Origin of the sequence: Pseudomonas sp. 21615526, from assembly GCF_013386245.1 — a bacterium.
In the GTDB taxonomy this organism is placed as follows: domain Bacteria; phylum Pseudomonadota; class Gammaproteobacteria; order Pseudomonadales; family Pseudomonadaceae; genus Aquipseudomonas.
On sequence record NZ_JACAOM010000084.1, the window covers coordinates 56,981 to 77,763 of the forward strand.

Genomic DNA, 20,783 nt, shown 5'->3' on the forward strand with positions numbered 1-20,783 from the left:
AATGATCGACTAAATCGATTTGTCCCGGGCATCCCAGTACTGCTGGGCCAGTTCGAACGCCTGTTCCCGCGGGTGGCCGAGGCCGCGCAAGGCCAGGGCCATGGTGGCGATCAGTGCCAGTTGCGGGTAGGTGTCCTGCACCTCACCGCGCCATAGCGCCTTCAAATGCTCGGGCTCCAGGGCCGCAGGCTTGACGTGGCGCTGGGCGGAGAGGGCGGGCCACTCTTCATCCCAGCTTTCGCCGCCGGTAGTGCCGTACAGGTGGCTGATGGTGTCCGGGTTGATCTCGATCTCGCCGCCGTCGCCCTTGACCACAATGGTGTTGTCGCCAAGCAGGCCGCTGGCATCGCGGTGTACGCCCTGGTAGCCCGGGTGGAAGATGCTTTGCAGGCCGCAGCGGGCGCTCAACGGGTTGAGGATGCGCGCCAGTGAATGGATCGGCGAGCGCAGGCCCAGGGTGTTGCGCAGGTCGATCATGCGCTGCAGTTGCGGCGCCCAGTCCCCCAGGGGAATAAACGCCAGGTTGCCCTGTTCAAGGGCCGCTTCCACCTGTTGCCAATTGCGGCACAACGGAATCTGCAAGCCATCCAGCAACTGCTCGGTGTAGAGCCGGCCTGCCGTATGCGCGCCGCCGCCGTGCATCAGGATACGCACGCCGTTCTGTGCCAGGCACTTGGCTGCCAGCAGGTACCACGGCAGGTGGCGTTTTTTACCGGCGTAGGTCGGCCAGTCGACATCCACATTGAGCGACGGTGCATTCAGGCGCTCGCGCACGGCTTCGGTGAAGCCTGCGAGTTCTTCCGGGCTTTCTTCCTTGTGCCGCAGCAGCATGAGGAAGGCGCCGAGCTGGGTGTCTTCGACCTTCTCGTCCAGCAACATGCCCATGGCTTCCCGGGCTTCCTCACGGGTGAGGTTGCGGGCGCCGCGCTTGCCTTTGCCGAGGATGCGCACGAACGGCGCGAACGGGTGCTCAGCAGGGGTTTCAGTGATCAACGGGGCAAAATCAGTCATAAGCAATTCGTCGGCCTGGGCAGGCCCGCCAGCTTGGCGGCGAGTTTGGCGGGAGTGCCTTTGAACAGTCGGTTGAGGTGCAGGCTGTTGCCCTTTTCCGGGCCCAGCTTCAAGGCGGTGTACTTGATCAGCGGGCGGGCGGCGGGCGACAGCTGGAATTCGTCGTAAAAGCCGCGCAGCAGTTCGAGGATTTCCCAGTGTTCCGGGGTCAGCTCCAGCGCTTCGGTAGTGGCGAGGGCGTTGGCCACGTCGCTGGACCACTCGGTCAGGTCGACGAGGTAGCCGTCCTTGTCCAGTTCGAGGGTGCGTTCACCTACGGTCAAAGTGTTCATAGCCAGGTGTTGACCTTGTCATAGTCGATCGACAGCTGGACGAACGCCGGGTAATCGACACTGCCGGCCCATTCAGGCACGGCGAGGTTACGCGCCTGGCTGTCTTCGGCCAGTACAAACACTTTCACGCCCCTGGCCTGCAGGGCCTGGCAAGGCGCGCTGGCGGGTTGCAGGGCGTAGGCGCCGTCGCCGCACAGCAGGATCGCATCCTGGGTGCCACAGAGGCGCAGGCAGCTGTCCAGCCGGCTGTCGGTAAAAGGCGAGTGGGATACCACATGCAAGGTCGACATCAGAGGGTAATCACCTGGTCGTAACGGTCAATCATCTGTGAAATTTGTTCACTGCTCAGCGGCTGTGCGTTGCCGGAGGTGGCCAGCCCGCGCACGGCGAGGCTATGGCTGCAGGCAAACACCTCTTCGACGCCAAATAATTCCAGGGCCTGGAGGTTGGCGCTCAGGTCTTTCTGTTGCACGGCCCTGGCGTCCTGGCTCGCGGCCAGTTGAAACACGCCGTCATCCAGAAACAACAGGCCAATCGGCAAATCAAACGCGCCGCCAGCCAATACGATATCCAGCGCTTCACGGGCGCTGGGGCCGGACCACGGCGCCTGTCGGCTGATCACCAGCAAGGATTTCGACATGTCACGGCCCTCCGAAGCAGATCAAGCGGTCAGCGGACTGGGCGGCGTCATGCAACTGCCCAAGCCCGGACAATGCCCAAGGCGCGTCCAGGTTCACCGCGCTGCGCTGATAACGGGTGGCCTCTTCGGCATTCAGCACGCCACGGCGCAGGGCCGCGGCGATGCACACCACGCCATCGAGCTGATGCCCGCTGACAAACTCGCGCCACTGACGGGCGATATCCTGCTCATCCTGCGGCGCAACAATGTTAGTGGACGCGCTGTAGACGCCATCCTGATAAAAAAACAGCCGCACAATCTCATGTCCACCCGCCAGCGCCGCCTGGGCGAACAGCAAGGCACGGCGCGAGGAGGGCGCATGGGCGGCGGAAAAAAGCGCAATCGCGAACTTCATGGAACACTCTGAAGGCAAAACCTGTGGCAATGATAAAGCCGCAGGCAACAAAAAGCCCGCCGAAGCGGGCTTTTTGCGTGCGGCTGCGATCAGTCGTCGCGGCCCATGATGCCGAAGATCTGCAACAGGCTGATAAACAGGTTGTAGATCGATACATACAGGCTGATGGTGGCCATGATGTAGTTACGCTCGCCACCCTGGATGATTGCGCTGGTCTGGAACAGGATGCAGGCCGAGGAGAACAGCACGAAACCTGCGCTGATCGCCAGTTGCAGGCCGCTGATCTGGAAGAACATGCCTGCCAGTACGGCAGCCAGCAACACGAAGAAACCGGCGGTGATGAAACCACCCAGGAAGCTCATGTCCTTGCGGGAGATCAGCACATAGGCCGACAGGCCGCCAAATACCAGGGCAGTCATGGCAAATGCCGAGCTGACCACTTCCGCGCCGCCGGCCATGCCGAGGTAGCGGTTAAGGATCGGGCCGAGGATAAAGCCCATGAAACCGGTCAGGGCAAACGCCGACACCAGGCCCCAGGCCGAGTCGCGCAGCTTGTTGGTCAGGAAGAACAGACCGTAGAAGCCGATCAGCACGACGAAGATATTCGGGTAGCCGACGCGCATTTGCTGGGCTACGAAGGCCATCACGCCGCTGAACGCGAGGGTGAGAGCGAGCAAGCCGTACGTATTGCGCAGGACGCGGCTAACTTCTAGCTGCTCAGCCTGCGCGTTTCCATTCACTGCGTAATTTTGTTCGCGCATGGCGACACTCCTTCAGTTTTGAAACATTCAGTCGCAAGGATCATAACAGACGCTCTGTAACAAGCTATGGCGAGAGTTTGACAGTGTGTTTCATTCGGGTATTATGGCGCCCGCTGAGGCAGGATGAGCTACGCTAATCCTGTGTTGCACAAGGGAAATTGGCAGAGTGGTTGAATGCACCGGTCTTGAAAACCGGCGGACGTTAATAGCGTCTCCAGGGTTCGAATCCCTGGTTTCCCGCCAAGATTTACTCAAGAGCCCCGCTATTGCGGGGCTTTTGCGTTTCTGGGGTTCAGGAATACACCTCTAATCGTTTCCGTATCATTTCAGGCAGTTTCCGCAACTCTGCAAAAAGTGGGCGTCAGCGGGTAGGTTTCACGATCTCACCCCCCGCGCCGATAACCGTCTCGGTTATCAGTTCACGCTGGAGAAGTCAGGCACCCAAGCCGGGCGCGCTGACTGGCGTGATTCGTTACTGAGAAAAGGCGCAATTACAGGTGGAAGTCGCCCGCAGCCTCCGGCTGGTAAAGCACTTTCTTGATCTCAATCCGGCGGGTCCGGTCAGCAATTCGCCAGTCGATGGCGTCTCCCTCCTGATAGCCAAGGATGGCGGTGCCTATGTCGGAATACACGGAATGCTTTGCTGCGTTGCTGTCCGCGTCTTCAGGGTAGACCAAGGCCACTTCGAACTCTTCATCGTCCAGTTGCAGCAAGGCCCTGGAGTTCATCGTGATGACATTGCACGCCACCTGCTGCGGCTTGACGACAATGGCCCGCTCAAGCTCATGTTCGAGTTCAACAACCGCCGGGCCTTGCTCGAACGCGATCAGATCCTCGAGCCTGGCCTTGTCGATTTCAGTGATGTAGATCCTGGTGGAGTCGCCACCGGCACCTTCGCGCAAGAACTGGAAATAGCTCGCCGCCGTCATGGAAAATGACGTCAATGTCGGCGTTTCGCTCTCCAGCATAAAGCCGCTGCGCAGAAAGGCTTTCAGCGAGCGCGAGTTGTCCGGGTGAATCTTGGCGATGAGCTTCTCGGCCCGCATGTCGAGGAAGGCCAGTTTCATGCCTTCGCGGATCGTGCTGGCGCCCAGGTTCCGGCCCCATTTGTCGCTGTCTCCGATGACCAGGACAATCTCGCAATTTGAGCCGGTCTTGATGAGACGGACAAAGCCCACCGGGGCGTCATGCCGGTCATAGGCCATAAAGAATCTGCCGCCCTGGTTGAATAGATGAGTCAGGATCGGCAACTGAGTCCGATCAATGACTTGCTCAATGGAGCGGGAGACATGACGCGAATCGCTCAGATAGCAGGTGATGCGCTCATCCTCTAACCAATCCATCAACGTCAGCGCGTGCGCCCGCGTAATTTCAGGGCACAGCGAAATGAAAGGCTTATTCATCTTGACCACACTTACTTGTAAAGGATTGAAGCCCTTCATGGATATGTCATGGCGGTTCTTCGGCAACCGGATATTTTAAGACATGCCGCGAGTAATGGCGAACATGCCAGAGAGTTCCAAGAAGCCACCGCTTGCTGAACCCGACCCAGGCAAGCACTCAAGAGAAAGGTGGGCTGACTACGCATCGCAGCCTGAGGGCGGCCTGTCTATCCAACCGAGCAAGCCGTTCCCGGCTGGTACTCAAATGTAAAAATTTTTATCTGGCCTCTTGAAAATTTTCCCGGCGAACATAAATTTTTATCACGCGACGCCGAATGCGGGTCGCGCACTTAATCACTTGGATTTAATCAGGAGATTTTGAGATGGCTACTACCCTTTCGTTGGCCCCTTTGTTCCGTCAATCCGTGGGCTTCGATCGCTTCAATGACCTGTTTGAGTCGGCGCTTCGCAGCGAGGCTCCGAACACTTATCCGCCTCACAATGTGGAAAAGCACGGTGATGACGAATATCGCATTGTCATTGCTGTCGCTGGGCTTACTGAAGCGGATCTGGATATACAGGTCGAGAAGGGCGTTTTGACAGTCGTTGGCGACAAGCGCGAAACCGAGAAAGCAGTCACTTATCTGCACCAGGGCATCGCGCAACGAGCATTTCGGCTGTCGTTCCGGCTGGCAGATCATATCGAGGTGCGCGGTGCTTCGATGAACAACGGGCTGTTAAGCATCGACTTGCTGCGCGTGGTTCCTGAAGAGGCCAAGCCCAAGCGCATCACGATTGGCAGCGGGAAAGAGCCCGAACTGCGTCAGGTTAGTTTGCAATAAGTCAGCGGTAACAAAAAAGGCGCTCTTGGTAGCGCCTTTTTTTGTGTGTGGAATCAAAACGCCTACCGATCAATACCTGGCTACGCAGAGTACCCGGTAGATCCATCAACCGGGCACTCCCGCCTGTTTAGAAGATATTCAACGGGTACTCGGTAATCAGGCGTGTCTGCACCAAATGCCCCCCGGTGGACGCATCACCATCGTGCCAGGCTTCCCTCAGGCGGAAGGACAGCTTCTTGGCCGGGCCACTCTGCACGACGTATTTCACTTCGGCGTCGGTTTCGTGTTCCTGGTCGTTGGCGCCATAGAACCCGGTGTAGGCCGAATTGCCGGGGGTATGCGTACCGTCGATGCCGGCACCGCGAATATGGCGGGCCATGAAGCTCAGGCCGGGGGCGCCAAAGGCTCCCATGTCCAGGTCATAGCGCATCTGCCAGGACCGCTCGCCCGGGCCGTTGAAGTCGGAGTATTGCACCGAGTCAGCCAGGTTGATCGAGTTGCCGTAGCGCCCGGCACCGACGCCGGCATTGGTCTCCCCAAAGCCGACGTAGTCGAACGGCTCGTCACCATGCACTTTCTGCCCGGCCAGGGTGAAGGTCTGTGCACCCAGGGTGTAGGCAGCCGCCAGCGAGGCTGCGGTGGTGTCGATGGTCCCGGCCTTGGCGCTGCCGTCGTCCAGTGTGCGATAGAGGTTGAAGTCCAGCGCGACGGATTGGTCATCGGTCAGTGGATGAACAAGGTTCAGGTTGACGTAGTACTGATTCCACACGTCTTCCAGATGCGCTCCGTACAGCGACGCGGTAAATTCCTTGCTGAACTGGTATTTGCCGCCCGCGAAGCTGGCCGACGACGCTTCCACGCCCGCATAGCTGGCGAGAATGTCGCCGCTGCGCGAGGTGGTGGTGGTACCGGTGCCGGAGGTGTAATGGCCGGCCTCCAGGTTCAGGCCGGTGATTTCATGGCTGTCGATCTGGAAGCCTGTTGCGGTCTGTGGCATCAGGTAGTTATCGGCGGTGGCGAACACCGGCGACGTAGGCTGCAGGTCGCCGACCTTGAGCGTGGTATTGGAAATACGGAACTTGACGTCACCACCGGCCTTCGCGAAGCCATGATCCGGATTGCCATTGGCGTCGGACGGTATGTTCGGGCCACCGGCGCGGTCGGTGTCCCCGTCGATGCGCAACGCCAGGTCGGCAAACGCATCAATGCCGATGCCAATGGTGCCTTGAGTGAAGCCCGAGCTGTAGGTCGCCATCAGCGCCTGGCTCCAGTCACGGGTGTGGGCGCCGTTGCCGTTCTGGTTCCAGAACAGGTTGCGGTTGAGGATATTCAAGCTGCTGTCGGCGACAAAGCCCTTGGAGTCGGACTGATCGCTGGCATAGCTCATGGCCGGCAAGGCAAATGCCAGCGCCACGGCCAAGGTATTGAGCTGAAGTAACGGTTGACGTTTTTTCATTATATTTTGCTCCTGTGCACGAGTTCGTGTGGGAGCATTAAGGCGATAGCCCAGGCCATCAACAAATGAAACTGGATGAAGGTTTTGATATCCCTTTTACCAAATTCCAGGCAAAGAAAAGCCCGCGATGGGGAGTGCGGGCTTAAAGGTGTTCACTTAGGAGCTGGAGTGACGATAAGCGCCCGAGTGTGAAAGGGATGTGAAAGGTTGTTGGGTGCGTAGCGTATTTATCACGAGTGATCCTCTCCTCGCACAATCCTTCCGGCCTTCACCTCATCCGCGTACCCGCTAAGCTTTTCCTGCTGAGCCGCGAGCAGTGCACCCATCTTCATCAGGGCGACTGCTTCGTCGGGTGATTTGGCGACCCCGGCGATAGTGGCCAATTGATTGACCGACCAGGCGATAACGGCCGTCGCATCTTCGAGGTCGTAGAACAGTTCCTGCTGTGCGGTCCTTGGGCCGTCGAGCCTTTCCATCAGTTCTGCCATTTACCCGTGCTCTCCAAAAAAGTGGTTCAGTGCGATCAGCTCAAGCACCGTTGCGCCAATCCTCCTGTAAGCCGGCGGACACGGCAATCGCGATTTTCCCTTGAATGCCGTTGTTGGGGCTTTCCAGGCGGGAATGGGCGAGCGGGATGTCGGCAAGGGAATAGACCGCGCCAACGTGTGGCCGCAGTTGACCGTTGGCGATCAGTGCGCTCATTTCATCCAGCTTACCGCGGTTCTGTCGTGTGAAGACGAAGTGATAACTCGCGTTCCTGCCCCAGGCCTGGACGAGGTTCTGGGGGTGCGCCGTGTCCACAATCGTGACCACGCGACCCAGTTGCGCAAGCGCGTCCGGGCTACGGGACAATGTGGTGCCGCCGATGGTATCGAACACCACATCAACGCCACGGCCACCCGTTTCCCGCAGGATGGCGTCGACGTAATCTTCCTTTTCGTAGTCGATGATTACGTCCGCACCCAGGCTTCGCGCGAACTCGACATTGACGTCGCGTACGGTGGTGAACACCTGGGCGCCAATGGCTTTCGCCAGTTGGATCGCCACATGGCCGACGCCGCCCGCGCCGCCGTGCACCAGGATGCTTTCTCCCACCCTGAGGGCTGCACGCACCACCAGCGCTTCCCAGGCGGTGCCGCCGACCAGGCTCAGGCTTGCCGCTTCAAGGTAACTCAGGGCAGGGGGCTTCTTCCCGATAATGCCTTCGGCCGCCACGTGGTATTCGGCATAGCTGCCGGGTCCGTCAAATATTTGCGGGGTGTACCAGACTTCGTCGCCTGGCGCGAAGGACGTAACCCCCGGCCCGACTTCCTCAACGACCCCCGATACGTCATGCCCGGTAATCGCCGGTAGCGGCACCAGGTCAGCGTAGTCGCCACGTCGGACCTGGTAATCCAGCGGGTTGATGGAGGTTGCGTGTACGCGGACCAGGACTTGCCCCGTGTGCGGAACGGGCTTGGGAACGTCGCGAAGTTCGAATGATTCCGGGCCGCCAAATGACTTGAGTATCAACGCCTTCATTGCATTTCCTCGTTTCGACAAAAAGGGATATCGCGAAATCTCGATATTCTGTGGTAAAAAACTACAAATCTTTCCCTATGATCTCGGCAAGCCTGCGGATGGTGGCTTCATTGCGCTTGTAGTAAGTCCACTGGCCGATGCGCCTGACTTCGACCAGACCCACCCGTTGCAGCGTTGCCAGGTAACCGGACACCGTCGACTGCGAGAGCCCGATGCCTTCCTGAATACTGCTGACGCACACGCCCACCGTGTGAACGTCCCCTTCATCTTGTGCAGGGAAGTTCTTCTCGGGGTCCTTCAAACCTTTCAGGATTTCGAGGCGTGTCTGGTTTGAGAGGGCTTTGAATATTTCGAGTAAGTCCATGGCGCGATCATATCGAGAATTATCGATATGTCAATGTGTGTCAGATATAAAGGGTAGTCAGTTTCAGGCCTCACCGGAGGCGGCGACCAAGGACCTGTCGCGCTGCGGGCCTCTGAGCTATAACAGTGTAAAAGCACAAAAAACAAACGTGTTTCCGGGCTGTTTTCAGGAGAGAACTCATGAGCGCCATGGACGCGGGGCAAGTGGTGCCTGGCTACGTAACCTTCGTCGGGCGTGAGGCATCGTGGGCCGGACGCCAGTTCATGAGCTTCAGCTATAGCGTCAATGGGCAGCACTTTCACAAGTCTCTCAACGAGACGGTTGACGCTTGGTCAACGACGACGCTTCGTAAAGCCTCGAATGGTTTGCGAATGGGAGACCCGGTGTCTGTCTGGTGTTCTCTCACCGACCCGGAGGTGTGTTGCATTGGCGAAAAACCAGCAGAGAAACCCGCGATCCTGCGGTGGATAGAGTCTCTCGGAGCGTTAGGGCCGTTATGAAATTGATCCCCACCGTTCGTCCATCGGCCGGCACTCGCGACACCGCATCGTTTCTCATGTTCAAGCACGGACATCCCGCGCTAGAACGGAGAGCCAGCATGGAAATTGACGAGAAGGCCCCTGGGAATGTATCCCAGCAAGGCGTAACGCGCGGTACAGACAATGAAACCGGGCATGATCCTCGGCGCGATCAACCTGAAGCGCCTCTACCACCGGACGATGATGCCCCTCTGGAAGAGGATATGTCGGATGTGGATGCGGCTGATTCTGTCGCGAGTGAACACCCCGACAACTGAAGCATCCGAATCAGCCCGACGCACACTGCGTCGGGCTTTTCGGTGTCAAGCGACGATTACGGCATCAGCACCGAATCAACCACATGAATCACGCCATTGGACTGCATCACATCCGCAATGCTGATGCTGGCCTTGCCACCCTTGGCATCCACCACCCACAGTTTGCCGTCATGCAGCTTGATCGTCAGCGACTCACCCTGCACGGTTTTCAACATCACGGTACCGCCGTTCTTCTTGGCGTCGGCCATCAGTTGTGCAGAGGTATGAGTGCCAGCCACCACGTGATAGGTCAGGATTTTTGTGAGATCGGCTTTGTGCTCAGGTTTCACAAGCGTATCCACGGTGCCTGCGGGGAGCTTGGCGAAAGCTTCGTTGGTCGGTGCGAATACGGTGAACGGGCCTTTGCTGTTAAGGGTATCCACCAGTCCGGCTGCCTTGACCGCCGCAACCAGAGTGGTGTGGTCCTTTGAGTTGACTGCGTTTTCGACGATGGTTTTCGTCGGATACATCGCCGCGCCGCCCACCATTACGGTGTCGGCGGCAAAACTTAGGGATGTGGTGACGGAGAGGATCGTAAAGCAGGCAACGGCAGCAATTTTTTTGTAGATGGCGTGCATGATGTATCTCCTTGGTGCTTGTGCCCTCCGGGTGAGGGTATTGAATCTACGTACCAAGGATCAAAGTGGATGCACCTCTGGAAAAATTACTGGTTTGCCGCCCTCACTGCACTTTTTCCCGTTCTTCCGATCTATCTCTGTCCCGACCACACTAATTTCCGGCGTGGACAGCAGACCCAGACCTGGTGCCGATGGATCGCACGTTACCTGTTTTTATCACCCGATGGATGCGTCAGCCGCTGTGGCTGGCTGCGGTTTTGATGCTTTGCGCCAACGGTTGCAGCCAGCAGCAGGGGCGCGATATTGCCACGCAGTTCAGCAACGGCAAGCCCGACGAGTTCTTCCAGACCAGCGTTGATCGCATGGCCACCCTGAGCATGCGCGACAACCTGCAAAGCCTGTATCTGCTGATGAGCAAGCTCTACCTGCGCAACCCCAACCAGTGGCGTCAATCGGGTTACACCGACGCGGTGACCGCCGCCCGGCAAATCCGCCAGGCCATCGAACTTCGCCAACCACTGCCCGCCCTGGGCGATCGTCGCGACCTGGCGGCGCTGAGCTATTCCCTGAGCCCGGAGTTTCGCGGCGACCGGGTAGGCGCCTTCATCTACGCGATCGGCAGCATGCTGGTGACGGCACACGGCGGGCGCACCGAGTTTTATATAACGGACTCGATCAACCCGCAGTTCGTCAGCAATGCCGCGCGCAATATCGAGAAGGCCACCTGGCTGCTCAGTCAGCGCCAGGATGCCAATGGCTCGCTGTTGCTGTTCTCCAACGAGATCTCGGAGGCGGGCAGCAACCTCAGCTTTGCCGTGGAGTTCGGCAAGATCGTCGCGCGCCTCGACCTGTTGACCCAGATGCTCGACGAACGCTACCGGCGCATCGGGCTCAACTACGCGCAAAGCTTGCTGCTGATGAATTTCCTGCCGGTGCAGTGACGATGCGTGCCTCCCTCACACCTCGGTTTGCGCTTTGCCGCGGGCAACGGTTTTCTTCGGCGCGCGCATCAGCAGTGGGCCGAACGTCGCGAGCAAACCGAGCATCACCAGCGGGAAGAACATCAGCTTGCTCAGGCCGAAGTGGCTGACGATGACGGTGATGACGGCGGGGCCCACCAGCATCCCGGAAAATCCGATGCAGTTGACGATGCCGATATTGCGCCCGGCATGTGCCGGGTCCCGGCGTCCGGCGGCGGAGATCATCAACGGTGCGATGCACGAAAGGCCGAGGCCAAACAGCGCGAAGCCGACAACGCCGGTCACGGCCGTACCGCCCAATATCGTGGTGATCATGCCGAGGACGCACAACGTACCGCATCCAAACACCACCTGCGCATTACCGAACGCAGCGGCCAGGCGGTCGCCAAAAAGGCGCCCCACGAATGACGCGCCGACGAACAGTGAGACCGCCATGCCTGCGGTCGAGGTGGTGGTCGCGAACTCCCGGCGAATGTATTCCTGGCCCCAGTCGGCAATTGCGTTTTCGCCCATCATGCTGCCCAGCAGCAAGGTGCCGAGAGCGATCATCACCAGCAGTGTCTTGGCCGAAGGGCCCTTGCCGGTTTCGTCCCGGGACTGGGTGCCGGCTTGCCAGTCGTCGAGCTGGGCGTCGGGCACATCATGCTTGCCCAGCAACCATCGGCTGAACACACAGCCCAGAATGAACATCGCCAGGCCCAGTAGGGTGTAAGGCACCAGCACGCTGTCGGTGTAGAACCGGGTCAGCCAACTGCATGCCATGCCCAGCAGGAAGCCGCCCAGGGAATAGAAGGCATGGAAGCCGGACATGATCGAGCGTCGATAAAACCGTTCAACCTGCACGCCGTGGGCATTCAAGGCGGTATCCAGGGCGCCGCGCAACAGCCCCAGCACAGAGCCGAAACACAGCGCAAACCAGAAACCGTTGACGAAGCCCAGCGGGATAATCGAAAGGGGATAGGCGAGGGCGCCAAGGGTAATTACCGGCTTGGCGCCGAAGGTGTCCAGCAGCCGCCCGACCAGCAGCGCACCGGCTGCGGAACCGACACCGACCCCGAGGGCAATCAGGCCGAAACTCGAGTCCCCGAGTTCTCCCGTCAGGCCAAGCTGGGTCCTGAACACGCTTACACCGGTGGACCAGATGTACATCATGGCGCCGATCATCATGAAGCCGAGAAAGGTGGCGATACGTGCCTTGCGAATACGCGGGGGGATCGGGGTTTTCTGGAAAGTGCTTATCACGCTGCATGGTCCCTTTTGTTTTTGTGGGGTGGTTATGCAATTTTGGGTTATACGAATAACCTTGCGGAAGTAAAACCTGCACCCTGTAGGCTGTCAATGCTTTATCAACCCAGAATATGTAACAGTAACAAGGCAGTGGCTGGCGCTTGAATTTTAAGTTATACGTATAACTCCAGCTGTCCAGGTATTGGAGTTTCCGTGTCGTCTCAAGAGTTGTTATTGCCGTGCTCCACGCCGCATATGTCGGCCTACCGCTTGACGTTTCTGCTGTCCGGCCTGTGCATGGGCGCCTGGGCGCCGCTGGTTCCCTATGCGCGCAGCCGGGCCGGGGTGGACGACGGCGCATTGGGCATCCTGTTGCTGTGCCTGGGCCTCGGCTCACTGGTGATGATGCCGCTGGCGGGCATCCTGAACGCCCGCAAAGGTTGCCGCTTTACCATGCACATCGGCATCGCCCTGGTGTTTCTGACGCTGCCTCTGCTGGCGACCACACATTCATTCTTGGGCTTGATGTTTGCCCTGACCGTGTTCGGTGCAGGGTGCGGCGCAGTGGATGTGACGATGAACGTACAGGGCGTGATGGTTGAGCGTGCGACCGGGCGGTCCTTGATGTCGGGTTTTCATGGCTTGTTCAGCCTGGGCACGATTGTCAGTGCGGCGGGGATCACCGCGCTGCTCTGGCTGGGCGCCACGCCGTTGCTGGCCAGCAGCGCGGTGATGACGGCACTGGCTGTGTTTGTCCTGAGTTACGGGCGCCAGATGCTCGGGCGCAGCGGCGAAGAGGGCAGCCCGATCTTTGTGCGGCCCACGCGTAAAGTCCTGGTGCTGGGGGTGCTGTGCCTGTTCGCGTTCCTGGCCGAAGGTGCGATTCTCGACTGGAGCGCGGTGTTCCTGACCCAGGTGCGTGATGTCGAGCCTTCCATTGCAGGCCTGGGCTACGCCTGCTTCGCCGTGATGATGGCGTTGGGGCGCTTGAGTGGCGACCGGATTCTGCTCAGGCTCGGCGCCCGGCTAGTACTGGTGGGCGGTGGCCTGATTGTAATCCTGGGCTTTCTCACGGTGGTGCTCGCGACGAACTGGCAGGTGAACCTGGTGGGGTTTGCGGTCATCGGCATCGGTTTGGCCAATATCGCGCCGGTGTACCTGTCGCTGGCGGGCGCGCAAAAGACCATGCCGGGGGAACTGGCGATTGCCGCTGCCACCAGCCTCGGTTATCTGGGTATCCTGATGGGCCCGGCGGTGATCGGCTTGTTCGCCCACGCGACGAATCTATCCTGGGCGCTGCTGGCGGTTGCCTCGCTGATGGTCGCAATCATGTTCAGTGCCACACGACTGGTTCCGAAGGTTTCCCCTCAACGGGTACACTGAGCGCCTGTTTTTTCATGACCTCGCATGAGGTTTCAAAAGGATTGGGAAGCAAGCGATGGCCGTTTCAATGAAAGACGTAGCACTGGCGGCAGGGGTGTCCCAGCCTGCGGTGTCTTACGCCTACAACCGACCTTCCAAACTGTCCCCGGCCCAGCGCGAGCATATCCTCGAGGTGGCCGCTTCATTGGGCTACCCGGGCCCCAATGTGCTGGGCCGCAGCCTGCGCTCGGGCAAGATCGGCGCCATCGGGTTGATGATGATGGACAAGTTGTCCCTGGCCTTTGCCGACCCGTGCACCATCGCCATGCTGCGCGGCATCAGTGAAGTGGGCGAGTTGGAAAATGTCGCACTGACACTGTTTCCGCTCAACAACAACCGCCTGGTGGGCCGGGGCCCGGCGGCGAGCCACGGCAGCCTGGCCCTGCGCGGGCTGGTGGATGGCCTGATTATCTCGACCCTGCCCGATGATCACCCGGCGGTGCTGGCGGTGGTGAAGCACAGTATTCCGTTCGTGGTGATCGACTCGCCGCTGGTCGAGAATTCGTTTTTTGTCGGCATCGACGATCGCGGTGCGGCTCGCACGCAAATGCAGCATCTGCTGGACCTGGGCCACCGCAAGATCGGCGTCATCATTGACCGCCTCAACCCGGATGGTTACCGCGGCCCGATTGACCTGCAGCGCTTCAAAAGTGCCAGTGAGCGGATTGTCCGCGAACGCCTCACCGGTTACGTGGAGGCGGCCACCGCCGCGGGCCTGGCGTTTGAAGACCTGAGCGTGATCGAGGCCGGTGGGCTGGATTCCACGTCCGGCCAGGCCGCAGCGTTCACATTGCTGACCTCCAACGACGTCACGGCAGTGGTGGCGTGCTCGGATGTGATGGCGATTGCCTGCATGAAAACCGCCCACGCCCTCAGTCGCCAAGTGCCGCAGACGCTTTCGGTGATCGGCTTCGACGATATTCCCGAGGCGGTGCAGCTCGGGTTGACCACCATTGCCCAACCCATGGTGGAGAAGGGCGTGTACGCCGCACGCATGCTGACCGAGCAATTGAATGCCCCGGCTGATGCGCCGCTGGCGCCCGAGCAAAAGATTTTCGCCACCAAGCTGGTGGTGCGTACCTCGACCCGCAGTATCCAGCAGGCAGACGCCTGATCCCGTTGTTAAGGGATCGCTGTAGGAGCTGGCTTGCCTGCGATGGCATCGACTCAATACCACTGACAGACCGTGTCGACTGCATCGCAGGCAAGCCAGCTTCCACCTTTACCCGGGCTGCCCCTTGAAGTGTGCCGCTACTCTGAGGGCATTCGCCGCGATGGTCAGTGCCGGATTAACCGCCGCCGACGACGGGAAGAACGAGCTGTCCACCACCCATACATTCTCCAGGTCATGCAGCTTGCAGTTCAGGTCCAGCACGCTGGTGGTTGGGTCCTTGCCCATCACGGCAGTGCCGCACTGGTGGGAGTTCGTCGCGATGCCCATGCGCGCCTTGAGGATCAGCGGATACCCTGCATCACGCATGGTTTGGGTGGCCTTGCTCACCAGTCCTTCATGGGCCTTGAGGTTGTTCGGCGTCCAGTGAACCTTGATCGCGCCGCGCTGCGTGTCGTAGGTGACGCGGTTGTCCTGGGTCGGCAGATCTTCCGAGGTCAGGTACAGGTCTACGCTGTGGTCAGTGATATAGCGTGAAGCGAATTTCGGCAGCCAGGGCCGCATGGCACTGATCATCGGCTCGCGGATTTTCCCCAGCATCTGCACGTTACCCAAGGGGAATGCGTTGTGCGGGCTGGCGCTGTACCAGTCGTTGATGGCCAGGGTTTTCTGGAAGGTCACGTTGTTCTTGCGTCGCGGGTCCACCGCCAGCATGAAGGTGCTGTTGTGCACCATGTAGTTACGCCCCAACTGCCCAGAGCTATTGCCCAGGCCATGAGGATGTTGAGCGTTCGCAGACTTGAACAGCAATGCCGCACTGTTGACTGCGCCGCACGCCAGCACGAAGCGTTTGGCACGCAGTGTCACCTCGCGTCCATCGAACAGACCCCGCGCTTGAGTCACGGTTTTGCCATCGTTATCGGTGTTCAGCTGCCGGATCGTGGTGCGAGTCATCAGCCGAATGCTGCCACTGCGCAGGGCGGGCCTGAGCGCAGAAACTTCGGCGTCGGCCTTGGCCTCCACCAGGCACGGATAGCCATCGCAGGTTGAGCACAATACGCAATCGCCGCCATCGCCATAGTCCACCGCCGCCGGCATCACGAACGGCTTGAGTCCGGCACGCTGCATGCTTTGTTCCAGCGCAACGAGGGCCGGGTCGTGCTTGAGTGCCGGTTGCGGGAAGGGTCCTGAACGCCAGGGTTCGCTGGGGTCAATGCCGGCCTGGCCATGCACGCGGTATAGCTTTTCCGCTTCGGCGTACCAGGGTTCAAACTCGGCGTAGCTGACGGGCCACGCAGGCGACACGCCCTCGGCATGCTGGATCTCGCCAAAGTCCGCCTCGCGAAACCGTGGCAGCATGGCGCCGTAGAATTTGGTGTTGCCGCCGACGTAATAAAACACCCCCGGCGAAAATGCTTGGTTGGCCTGGTCCAGCCATGGTTCGGCATTGCGATAGCGTCCTTGGCCGAACACCGCTTCAGCGCTCCAGTTCTGGATTTCCCGGGGCAGGAAATCCCCTCGTTCGACGATCACAATATCCAGCCCGCTGTCACGCAGGGCATGGGCGAAGGTCGAACCGCCCATGCCCGAGCCGATAATCACCACGTCACAGTTGATCGTGCCATCTGCATCAGGTGTCACCACGTCGAGGGCGCGCGGTTCGCGCGGCGCCCCCGGTTGTGGATTCAGCTCTGCATGATGCGAAATCAATGCATCACTCATGTGAGCCGCTCCGGCATTTACAGGTGTTGTTCGGAATTACGGATTTGCCAGTACTCATCCTGGCGTTCGTCGGTGATGTATTCCGGAATCGGGAAGTCCCACCAGCCGGGCACCCAAGGGCCAGCCGCATCGCGGTCGGTGGGTACTTCGATCAGCACCGGCACATTCAAATCCAGCGCTTCCTGCAGGATAGGCTCAAGGTCTTCCGGGCGCTCCACACGGTAGGATTTGAGGCCGAAGGCTTCGCCCACCGCCTTGAAGTCCGGGCTGTAGGGCGTGCCGTCCGGGTGGTTGAACTCAGTGCCGATATGGCGGCTGGTCTGCTTGCGCTGGCCACCGCGAATCGACATGTAGCCGGCGTTGTTCTGGATCAGGAACACCACAGGGATATTGTTGGTCACGCAGATCGCAATTTCCTGGGAGGTCATCAGGAAATCGCCATCCCCGAGGATGCACACCACCGGCTGGTCAGGCGCCGCCAGCTTCGCACCGATGGCCGCAGGTACGGCCCAGCCCATGGACGAGAAGCCGCCGGAGGTCAGGTGGGTACGTGGCGTATAGACCGGGAAGGTCTGCTTGACCGCGCCCTGGGTGTTGCCCGAGCCAACCACCACGATGGTGTCCCGCGGGAACACTTTGCGCAGCGCGCCGAGGGGGCGTTGCGAGGTGAACGGAAAGCGATCGGAGTCACGACGGCCCGCCAGTTTGGTTTCCCATTCTTCCTGATAACCGCGCAGGTCGCTCAGGTACTCTTCGCGCTCAACCGTCTCGCCTTTCAGGCTTTCGACAATGGCGGCGAGGGCATATTTGGCGTCGGCACAAATGCCCACGGTCACCGGGTAGTTCTTGCCGATTTCATGCGGGTCGATGTCGATGTGGATCAGCTTCGACGGCGGGATCGCGAAGGTCACGCCCTTGGCGTAGCTGGACGACGACCAGTCGGTGAAACGGCAGCCCACGGCGATGATCACGTCTGCGGTGGACGCGACTTTATTGCCGCACAGGGTGCCGGTCTGGCCGACACTGCCGGCGAACAACGGGTGATCTTCCGGGAAGCCGCTCTTGCCGTTCCAGGTGGTGACCACCGGGATCTTCCAGGCTTCGGCCAGGGCGAACAATTGCGCGCTGGCTTCGCCGGTAATCACGCCGCCGCCGATCACCAGCACCGGGCGCTTGCTCAGTTTCAGCTCTTCCACTGCGCGTGCGGTGGCTGCCGGGTCCGGGAAGCATTTGCCGATCGGGGTGCGCTCTTCGAGGGCATGCAGGGTCACTTCAGCGGCCTCGGCCTGCACATCCATCGGGATTTCCAGGTGCACCGGCCCGGGGCGTCCGGTGACCATTGCGCTCCAGGCGCGGTGCATCATGAACGGCAACTCTTCAACACGGGTCGCCACCCAATGACGCTTGGTCACGGCCTCGGCGATTTTCGGGAAGTCGTTGTCGGTGTAGCGCTCCAGCTCCTGCAGCAAGCCATGGCCACGCATGTGGGTGGGTGGCCCGCCGGTGATCAGCATCAGGCTGGTGGAGTCGGTAAACGCGGTGGCCATGCCGATCACCGTGTTGGCGGCGCCGGCACCGATGGACGTCACTGCCGCCATCGGCTTGCCGCTCACCCGGTAGTAACCGTCGGCGAGGTGCACCGCGCTCTGCTCATGGAACACCTGGATGAACTTGAGCTTGGAGTCTTCTTCGAGGAAGGCGTCGGTCAGGGTCCAGATACCGTGGCCGGGAATACCGGCGACGTATTCGACGCCATAGTTTTTCAGGGTTTGAGCCACGATCTGGCTGCCGGTCAATTTAGTCATGACAGGACTCCTTGGGTTGATGAAACGGAGGGGGTTGCCTCGGCGGTACTGGCTGCACGCCCGCGTGTCGCCCAGTTCAGGCCTTGCTTGGTCAGGCGGCGGATATTCGGGTCGGCGAGGTTGCTGGTGTCGTGCCCGATGGAGTGATAGAACACCCGCCCCTGGCCCCACTGGCGCACCCAGGCCACCGGGCTGCGATGGCCGTTGAGCCAGGGGAAGGGGTTGCCGTCGAAGGTGGTTTCAGCCAGCACATGAATGTTCGGGTCGACCTGCATGTAGTACTGCTCGGACCGTACCTCGAAATCCTCGACGCCCTGGGTCACCTCGTGGCTGTGGTCGATGACGTTGACCTGGTACGGGTGGGGAAAGCCTTCGCCCATCGGGTGTTCGAGGAATGAGCCGCCGAGCACCCAGTGATATTTGAGGCTGGCGCGAAACGCCGCGCCTGCGCCGTGCCAACCCACCAGGCCGGTGCCGCTTTCGATCGCTTCCAGCAGGCGGTTTTCCTGGGACACGGTGAGCGTCTCGGTAGTGACGGCGTTGTTCCAGCCGATCACGATCAGGTCATAACCGGTCAAGTCCCTGTCCAGTGTGAAGATGTCGGTGGACTCTTCGACCTCGAAATCCAGTTCCTGGAAAACGGTGCGCGCCCATGCCGCAATTTCGTAGGGGAAATGGCCGGGCCAGCCACCGAATAGATACAAGACTCGACTCACGGTTGATCACCTCTTTACGTTGGGTGTGATTGTTAGGTTATACGTATAACCGCTTATTTAACCTATCACTCCGAATCCCTAAGTCAATGGGGCTTGCATGTTTTTCATCGGGGGTTATACGAATAACGTCAGCAGCCCGCCGCAGTGCTTCAACACTGCGTCTGTGTTGCGTCAGGTTGCGTCACCAATAGGGAGGCTGCGAAATTGCCCGGGGCAGGGGGGTAGGAAAAGATGGTTGCCAATGCCGGGGGCATGTCGCGTGCCCTCAAGAACCACCTGGAGCCACTGATGATTCGTTACCTGAAAACGCCTAAACCGGTCGAAGCCCAAGCCGAGATTGCCGCCCAAGTCCGCGATACCGTTGAGCGCATCATCGCCAACGTCGCCCGTAACGGCGATGCGGCCGTACGTGAATACTCGAAGCAGTTTGATCAGTGGTCGCCTGTATCTTTCCGGCTGAGCGACGAAGAAATTGCCGCCTGCGTGGCGAGCCTGTCCGAGCAGGAAATCGGCGATATCACCTTTGCCCAGGCCCAGGTCCGGCGCTTCGCCGAGGTGCAAAAAGCCTCGATGCACGATGTGGAAGTCGAGACCTTGCCTGGCGTGATCCTTGGGCATCGCAATATTCCGGTGAACTCGGTGGCTTGCTACATTCCGGGCGGCAAGTACCCGTTGCTGGCGTCGGCGCATATGAGCGTGCTGACGGCCAAGGTGGCCGGGGTGAAGCGCGTTGTTGCGGCCGCGCCGCCGTTTGATGGCAAGCCTCATCCGGCCATTGTGACGGCGATGTATTTGGCGGGTGCCGATGAGATCTATTGCGTGGGCGGGGTGCAGGCGATTGCTGCGTTTGCGTTGGGCACCGATACGTTCAAGCCGGTGGATATGATCGTTGGGCCGGGTAATGCGTATGTGGCCGAGGCCAAGCGTCAGTTGTTCGGCAAGATTGGTATCGACTTGATTGCCGGGCCTACAGAGACACTGGTGATTGCTGATGACAGCAGCGATGTTGAAATCATCGCTGCCGATTTGTTGGGGCAGGCGGAGCATGGGGTTAATTCGCCTGCGGTGTTTTTGACGAACAGTGCGGAGTTGGCGCAAACCCTGCCGGCGGAGATCGAGCGGCAGTTGGCGATCCTGTCCACCGCACCGGTTGCTTCTGTCGCCTGGCGCGACTATGGCGAAATCATCCTGTGCGACAGCGTCGACGAGCTGGTGCAGGAAGCCGATCGCATCGCCTCCGAGCACGTGCAGGTGATGACCCGCGATCCGTTGTATTTCCTGGAGCACATGACCAATTACGGCGCGTTGTTCCTTGGTGAGCGCACCAACGTTTCCTATGGCGACAAGGTGATTGGGACTAACCACACATTGCCTACCACCGGGACTGCGCGGTACACCGGCGGGCTGTGGGTCGGCAAGTTCATCAAGACGTGCACGTACCAGCGGGTGCTGACGGATGAGGCTTCGGTGTTGGTAGGGGAATACTGCTCGCGGCTTTGCGGGATGGAAGGGTTTGCGGGGCACAAGGAGCAGGCGGATATTCGGATTCGTCGTTACAAGAAGCACGGTTGAGGGTACATATCCGTTGTTTGGGTAACGGCCTCTATTGGTTCCGCTCTTACAGCGGCTCACTTTTGAAGAGCGCAAAAGTAAGCAAAACGCTCTTGCCCCACCACTCGGCACC

23 protein-coding genes and 1 tRNA gene are annotated in these 20,783 nt (G+C 59.8%); 8 read left to right on the forward strand and 16 right to left on the reverse strand.

Annotated elements, in window-relative coordinates; translation table 11 throughout:
* Nucleotides 1-9: 9 nt before the first annotated feature.
* The 6 genes from HX786_RS23645 to HX786_RS23670 all read right to left on the reverse strand — a co-directional run bounded on the left by HX786_RS23645 (nucleotide 10) and on the right by HX786_RS23670 (nucleotide 3,138).
* Nucleotides 10-1,011 (reverse strand): glycosyl transferase family protein, encoded by a 1,002-nt coding sequence (locus tag HX786_RS23645; RefSeq protein ID WP_178912660.1) that lies wholly within the window; start codon nucleotides 1,009-1,011, stop codon nucleotides 10-12.
* Entirely contained in the window at nucleotides 1,008-1,343 is a 336-nt protein-coding gene (locus tag HX786_RS23650) for a TusE/DsrC/DsvC family sulfur relay protein (RefSeq protein WP_178912661.1), read from the reverse strand. Before HX786_RS23650 ends, HX786_RS23645 begins: the two co-directional genes overlap by 4 nt.
* Nucleotides 1,340-1,633 carry a sulfurtransferase complex subunit TusB gene (tusB, locus tag HX786_RS23655; RefSeq protein WP_003219628.1) on the reverse strand — a complete coding sequence of 98 codons (294 nt, stop codon included), beginning with the start codon at nucleotides 1,631-1,633 and terminating at the stop codon, nucleotides 1,340-1,342. Before tusB ends, HX786_RS23650 begins: the two co-directional genes overlap by 4 nt.
* Nucleotides 1,633-1,983: a sulfurtransferase complex subunit TusC gene (tusC, locus tag HX786_RS23660; protein WP_087693046.1), complete on the reverse strand. Its 351-nt coding sequence runs from the start codon at nucleotides 1,981-1,983 to the stop codon at nucleotides 1,633-1,635. The genes tusB and tusC overlap by 1 nt, the downstream gene beginning before the upstream one ends.
* Before the next feature lies 1 nt (nucleotide 1,984).
* Nucleotides 1,985-2,377 carry a sulfurtransferase complex subunit TusD gene (gene tusD / locus HX786_RS23665; protein WP_178912662.1) on the reverse strand — a complete coding sequence of 131 codons (393 nt, stop codon included), beginning with the start codon at nucleotides 2,375-2,377 and terminating at the stop codon, nucleotides 1,985-1,987.
* Between the two features lie 89 nt (nucleotides 2,378-2,466).
* Complete coding sequence (locus HX786_RS23670) at nucleotides 2,467-3,138, reverse strand: Bax inhibitor-1/YccA family protein (RefSeq protein WP_003219636.1); 672 nt, start codon at nucleotides 3,136-3,138, stop codon at nucleotides 2,467-2,469.
* A gap of 152 nt (nucleotides 3,139-3,290) precedes the next feature.
* On the opposite strand from HX786_RS23670, the gene HX786_RS23675 reads away from it, so the two are divergent.
* Nucleotides 3,291-3,381, forward strand: a tRNA-Ser gene (locus HX786_RS23675).
* Nucleotides 3,382-3,629: 248 nt separating this feature from the next.
* On the opposite strand, the gene HX786_RS23680 is transcribed toward HX786_RS23675, so the two are convergent.
* Complete coding sequence (locus HX786_RS23680; RefSeq protein ID WP_177116745.1) at nucleotides 3,630-4,541, reverse strand: bifunctional GNAT family N-acetyltransferase/nucleoside diphosphate kinase regulator; 912 nt, start codon at nucleotides 4,539-4,541, stop codon at nucleotides 3,630-3,632.
* A gap of 362 nt (nucleotides 4,542-4,903) precedes the next feature.
* Between HX786_RS23680 and HX786_RS23685 the strand changes: the two genes are divergently transcribed.
* Entirely contained in the window at nucleotides 4,904-5,362 is a 459-nt protein-coding gene (locus HX786_RS23685; RefSeq protein ID WP_003219642.1) for an Hsp20 family protein, read from the forward strand.
* A gap of 127 nt (nucleotides 5,363-5,489) precedes the next feature.
* Here the strand turns inward: HX786_RS23685 and HX786_RS23690 are convergent, their stop codons facing one another.
* From HX786_RS23690 to HX786_RS23705, 4 genes are all read right to left on the reverse strand, one after another.
* The gene (locus HX786_RS23690) at nucleotides 5,490-6,818 is read right to left on the reverse strand and encodes an OprD family porin (protein ID WP_003219643.1); all 1,329 of its coding nucleotides are present in this window, start codon (nucleotides 6,816-6,818) and stop codon (nucleotides 5,490-5,492) included.
* A gap of 230 nt (nucleotides 6,819-7,048) precedes the next feature.
* Nucleotides 7,049-7,306: a hypothetical protein gene (locus HX786_RS23695; protein ID WP_102604527.1), complete on the reverse strand. Its 258-nt coding sequence runs from the start codon at nucleotides 7,304-7,306 to the stop codon at nucleotides 7,049-7,051.
* A gap of 40 nt (nucleotides 7,307-7,346) precedes the next feature.
* A complete protein-coding gene (locus HX786_RS23700) occupies nucleotides 7,347-8,339 on the reverse strand; it encodes a zinc-dependent alcohol dehydrogenase family protein (protein WP_178912663.1) in 993 nt (330 codons plus the stop codon).
* Between the two features lie 61 nt (nucleotides 8,340-8,400).
* Nucleotides 8,401-8,703 carry a helix-turn-helix transcriptional regulator gene (locus HX786_RS23705; protein ID WP_003219649.1) on the reverse strand — a complete coding sequence of 101 codons (303 nt, stop codon included), beginning with the start codon at nucleotides 8,701-8,703 and terminating at the stop codon, nucleotides 8,401-8,403.
* A gap of 179 nt (nucleotides 8,704-8,882) precedes the next feature.
* Between HX786_RS23705 and HX786_RS23710 the strand changes: the two genes are divergently transcribed.
* On the forward strand, nucleotides 8,883-9,203 hold the full coding sequence (locus HX786_RS23710) for a hypothetical protein (RefSeq protein WP_178912664.1): 321 nt from the start codon (nucleotides 8,883-8,885) through the stop codon (nucleotides 9,201-9,203).
* Between the two features lie 98 nt (nucleotides 9,204-9,301).
* The gene (locus tag HX786_RS23715; RefSeq protein ID WP_177009152.1) at nucleotides 9,302-9,499 is read left to right on the forward strand and encodes a hypothetical protein; all 198 of its coding nucleotides are present in this window, start codon (nucleotides 9,302-9,304) and stop codon (nucleotides 9,497-9,499) included.
* A gap of 56 nt (nucleotides 9,500-9,555) precedes the next feature.
* Here HX786_RS23715 and HX786_RS23720 read toward each other — a convergent pair whose 3' ends face one another.
* Nucleotides 9,556-10,116 carry a fasciclin domain-containing protein gene (locus tag HX786_RS23720; protein WP_003219652.1) on the reverse strand — a complete coding sequence of 187 codons (561 nt, stop codon included), beginning with the start codon at nucleotides 10,114-10,116 and terminating at the stop codon, nucleotides 9,556-9,558.
* 191 nt (nucleotides 10,117-10,307) lie between these two features.
* Between HX786_RS23720 and HX786_RS23725 the strand changes: the two genes are divergently transcribed.
* Nucleotides 10,308-11,057, forward strand: coding sequence for a hypothetical protein (locus HX786_RS23725; RefSeq protein ID WP_032898777.1), 750 nt, complete (start codon nucleotides 10,308-10,310; stop codon nucleotides 11,055-11,057).
* A 15-nt stretch (nucleotides 11,058-11,072) separates the two neighbouring features.
* Here HX786_RS23725 and HX786_RS23730 read toward each other — a convergent pair whose 3' ends face one another.
* Nucleotides 11,073-12,335: an MFS transporter gene (locus tag HX786_RS23730; RefSeq protein ID WP_178912666.1), complete on the reverse strand. Its 1,263-nt coding sequence runs from the start codon at nucleotides 12,333-12,335 to the stop codon at nucleotides 11,073-11,075.
* Nucleotides 12,336-12,578: 243 nt separating this feature from the next.
* On the opposite strand from HX786_RS23730, the gene HX786_RS23735 reads away from it, so the two are divergent.
* Both HX786_RS23735 and HX786_RS23740 read left to right on the forward strand, forming a co-directional pair.
* Nucleotides 12,579-13,706 carry an MFS transporter gene (locus tag HX786_RS23735; RefSeq protein WP_177029084.1) on the forward strand — a complete coding sequence of 376 codons (1,128 nt, stop codon included), beginning with the start codon at nucleotides 12,579-12,581 and terminating at the stop codon, nucleotides 13,704-13,706.
* A gap of 55 nt (nucleotides 13,707-13,761) precedes the next feature.
* Nucleotides 13,762-14,859, forward strand: a complete 1,098-nt coding sequence (locus tag HX786_RS23740) for a LacI family DNA-binding transcriptional regulator (protein ID WP_008431528.1) — start codon at nucleotides 13,762-13,764, stop codon at nucleotides 14,857-14,859.
* 108 nt (nucleotides 14,860-14,967) lie between these two features.
* Here HX786_RS23740 and HX786_RS23745 read toward each other — a convergent pair whose 3' ends face one another.
* The 3 genes from HX786_RS23745 to HX786_RS23755 are packed head-to-tail and all read right to left on the reverse strand — an operon-like array spanning nucleotide 14,968 to nucleotide 19,099.
* Nucleotides 14,968-16,578 carry a GMC oxidoreductase gene (locus HX786_RS23745; protein WP_102369430.1) on the reverse strand — a complete coding sequence of 537 codons (1,611 nt, stop codon included), beginning with the start codon at nucleotides 16,576-16,578 and terminating at the stop codon, nucleotides 14,968-14,970.
* 17 nt (nucleotides 16,579-16,595) lie between these two features.
* Nucleotides 16,596-18,383 carry a thiamine pyrophosphate-binding protein gene (locus HX786_RS23750; protein WP_102369429.1) on the reverse strand — a complete coding sequence of 596 codons (1,788 nt, stop codon included), beginning with the start codon at nucleotides 18,381-18,383 and terminating at the stop codon, nucleotides 16,596-16,598.
* Complete coding sequence (locus HX786_RS23755; RefSeq protein WP_178912665.1) at nucleotides 18,380-19,099, reverse strand: ThuA domain-containing protein; 720 nt, start codon at nucleotides 19,097-19,099, stop codon at nucleotides 18,380-18,382. Before HX786_RS23755 ends, HX786_RS23750 begins: the two co-directional genes overlap by 4 nt.
* A gap of 288 nt (nucleotides 19,100-19,387) precedes the next feature.
* On the opposite strand from HX786_RS23755, the gene hisD reads away from it, so the two are divergent.
* Entirely contained in the window at nucleotides 19,388-20,671 is a 1,284-nt protein-coding gene (hisD, locus tag HX786_RS23760) for a histidinol dehydrogenase (RefSeq protein ID WP_008431521.1), read from the forward strand.
* The last annotated feature ends 112 nt before the right edge of the window (nucleotides 20,672-20,783 follow it).